The organism is Flavobacterium sp. (assembly GCF_044371705.1).
In the GTDB taxonomy this organism is placed as follows: Bacteria; Bacteroidota; Bacteroidia; order Flavobacteriales; family Flavobacteriaceae; genus Flavobacterium.
In genome coordinates this window covers 1-3,375 of sequence record NZ_JBILTE010000239.1, presented here as the reverse complement: position 1 = coordinate 3,375, position 3,375 = coordinate 1, and the positions used below count along the sequence as shown (strand labels likewise).

Annotated in this window: 3 protein-coding genes and 1 pseudogene; all 4 read right to left on the bottom strand. The window is 33.1% G+C overall.

The window, feature by feature from the left end:
- Positions 1-623 (bottom strand): DUF3857 domain-containing protein (locus ACIQ2S_RS12275; RefSeq protein WP_396176403.1); only part of this gene is annotated, 623 nt, incomplete at its 3' end.
- 28 nt (positions 624-651) lie between these two features.
- Positions 652-2,556 (bottom strand): DUF3857 domain-containing protein, encoded by a 1,905-nt coding sequence (locus ACIQ2S_RS12270; RefSeq protein WP_396176401.1) that lies wholly within the window; start codon positions 2,554-2,556, stop codon positions 652-654.
- A 50-nt stretch (positions 2,557-2,606) separates the two neighbouring features.
- Positions 2,607-3,059 (bottom strand): D-aminoacyl-tRNA deacylase, encoded by a 453-nt coding sequence (dtd, locus tag ACIQ2S_RS12265; RefSeq protein WP_396176399.1) that lies wholly within the window; start codon positions 3,057-3,059, stop codon positions 2,607-2,609.
- A 74-nt stretch (positions 3,060-3,133) separates the two neighbouring features.
- Positions 3,134-3,375: pseudogene (locus ACIQ2S_RS12260) on the bottom strand (ribosome small subunit-dependent GTPase A); the annotation flags it as partial.

The following is a 3,375-nucleotide window of genomic DNA, read 5'->3' as shown; positions in this document are numbered from 1 at the left end:
GTAGTTGTAGTAGCTGGTGTTAAAAAACCTTTATAATGCTTGTTGTAAATAAAGTATTCGGGAATAAAAGTGGAATACTCGCTATAATTTACCGGAATTTCTTTTTGAAATTCCCACTCAGGAAAATTTGAAATAAACGGCGACGTAATTACAACACGATATTCAATAATTGATCCTTCTCTTACATTAGGCATGGAAATTTTTTTAACTGACCAAAATTTATTTAAATCTTCACTAAACTCTCCTTCGCTTCCTAGCTTTGTTTTTTCAATTTTACCGTTCACTAAATTATAAGTAACCGCTTTTGTAAACATCACCTTTTCTTTGCTATTGCCACCAACAAAATATTTTTCCGAATGATTGGCAAAATCATATCCTTCTTTTTTATATATCTTGATTTTTGTGATGATTTCTGTAACTATTCTAAAACCATCATCACCAGAATACTCAAAATTTGTAGAACCAACAGTAAAAAGTACTGCTGCAGCTGCATCTTTTTCCACAGGATGTTCCTTTTCTTCCAGTTCTTGAACGGTAACTTTACCCAATTCATAATTTTGAGAGCAAATAGAAAAGGAAATTAATACTAAAGTTAAACTAAGGTAGGATCTATAATGTTTCATTGATGTGTTTATAAGTGGTTGTGCAGTTTTAATTTTTTACCACGACGATTTTAGCATTGTCGTTTCGAGCTATTTGCTCGATAAATTTTCTAAAGTTTTCATAATCGGCTTTTTCATAAAAACCTTTATTCATAGTGAATTCTCTTTTGTAAATGACTTGATTATTTACAACAGAAACTTCTGTTTTGTAATTTCCGAATTTTTCTTTGACTTCGAAATTATCCGGTTTTGAATCGATTGTGTATCCTTCCGGAATAGTGATAGAAATCTCATCCGAATCGAAGAACCCTCTAGTAACTTCAAAAGGATTTAAGCGAGTTCTATATCTTGCAGGAACTTTGTTGTATTGGTTAAATGCATTTAAAGCAAAAATCATTGTAGCTCCACTTTTTGAGGCATAATTTGATCCTTCGATTTTTAATTCTTCGGTAAACTCGATGGCCTCTTTATTATTCGAAAAATTTACTTTTTCCCACTTCAGATTCTTAATCACAAAAAAATAATCATGGTAATGTTCTTCTAAATCTTTTTGAGAAGTTCGTTCCAAATTATATTTCGAATCATATTGCGTTCCGCTTGATTTAATTGTTATGTTCCCTGAAAGCGTTCCATCCTGATTAATTGCATACGCACCTTTTGTAATCTGACTATTGTCGTTTTCGGAATAATTTGTCGTTCGAACTAATTCGCCTCCGTTAGGTTTAACTAATAAGGCGTTTCGATCATCGGTAAAATTTGCTTGAAAATCAAAAGGAGCTATTTGACTGGTGCATTCTAACCACCTCAGTTCATCATTATCCGGAATAGCCAAAACAACATGATTTCCTTGCATAGAAACAAAGTCGCTTCTAATATCTCTTTTGTCACGATCTCCATAAATAATTGTGTAGTAAGATGGTATATCAACTGCTTCCAAAAGTGCACGCGTGTAATTTGTCAATGCTTTACAGTCTCCATAACCTAGTCTATCAACATCTTTTGCTAGCATTGGTTTCCAACCGCCAATTCCTAATTGTATACTAACATATCTTGTTTTATTTTGTACATATTCAAATACTTTTTGTGCTACTTTCATCGGGTCGGTTTCATTACCAATGTATGCTTTAATTTTAGCTTTAGTTTCAGGGGAAACTTCGTCAGTTCCCACCAATAGGTTTGTATATACCCAAGAACCGAATTTTTGCCAATCATCGGCTTCACCATCAACGCCTTCCAAATGAAATTTGTTTAAACCAAAAAGCACATATGGAGTAAATTTTGTGAAGGAAGGTGAATAATCCTCTGTTTTTAAAGCTTGTAAATTGGCTACTTTATAGGTAAGTGAATTACTCTTTTCTTCCTTTTCAATGGTATATCCTTCAAAATTGTACTCCTTGAATTTGAAACCAAGATTGGAGGGAAAAGTAAGTTTTACTTCACTGTTTTGAACACTCAAATAATAACTTTCAACCGGATACCAGCCAGGAATAAATGCTGTATTTGATGTTTCTAGCACACTTGGGTACACAACAGTTAAAGGATATTGTGTGGGTGTATAATCTAAATAAAGTATACGGTTATCAGTATATATTGAAATACCATCTGCAACACTTTGGTCTTTGAAATCTTTTCGTTTGAATTTCTTTATTTCCGTTCCCATTTGATTGAAAACCTGAGCCTCGATGGAAATGATTTTTTGCGACTTATCATAACTTTGAACTGCATCAATGTGTCGTTGTCCATATTCATTAAAAACCGTTACAACTCTTTTAGTAGTAATAGTCATCGATTTTTGGGAGTTAATAGCTACTAAAAGCTCTTGATTTCTGACACATGCATTGGCATTCTCGGTAAGTTCCTTTGAGATGCCAAGTACAGAATAATCAAGATTTTGTGCTTGTAAATAAATCGAAGAACTCAAAAAAAGAATGTAGGAAAAATAAAATTTACGCATGAGAATTGTCTTTCATCAAAAATAAGAGAATTCTTGAAATTAACAATTTTTTATGACTTATTTTTTGTGTTAATTATTAGCGTAACCGGACCATCATTTATCAATGCAACATTCATATCGGCACCAAATTTGCCTGTTTGAATACCTTTTCCTAAATCCAACTCTATTTGCTTAATAAATTGTTCGTAAAGAGGAATGGCAATTGTTGGTTTTGCTGCTTTGATATAACTGGGGCGGTTGCCTTTTTTGGTGGAAGCATGTAAGGTAAATTGACTTACAATAATCATCTCACCACCAACTTCTTTAATGGAACGATTCATCACTCCATCTACATCATCAAAAATTCGGAGATTTACAATTTTTGAAGAAAGCCAATCGATATCTTCTTGTGTGTCTTCGTCTTCAATTCCTAATAAAAGTAAAATTCCGGATTGAATGGAAGCAACCACTTCATTTTCAATGGTTACTGATGCTTGCGAAACGCGTTGGATGACTGCTATCATAAGATTATCGATTGAAGATTTTAAAAGATTCTGAAACATCCCGAAATTTCGGGACAAAATGACAAAAAATGAATTTAATTTTTTCTAGTTTCATCACTTGTTTTTCGGTCATCGCCGTAAATATCGTTGCGGTATTGTTCGTCGTCGCCTTCTAAAATTTGCAGGTAACTTTTGTAGCGTGACCAAGCGATTTTATCTTCTTCCAAAGCATTTTTTACTGCACAACTGGGTTCGTCTTTGTGTAAACAATTGTTGAATTTGCATTGATCTTCTAAAGCAAAAAACTCAGGAAAATAGCCTTTAATTTCTTGTTTTT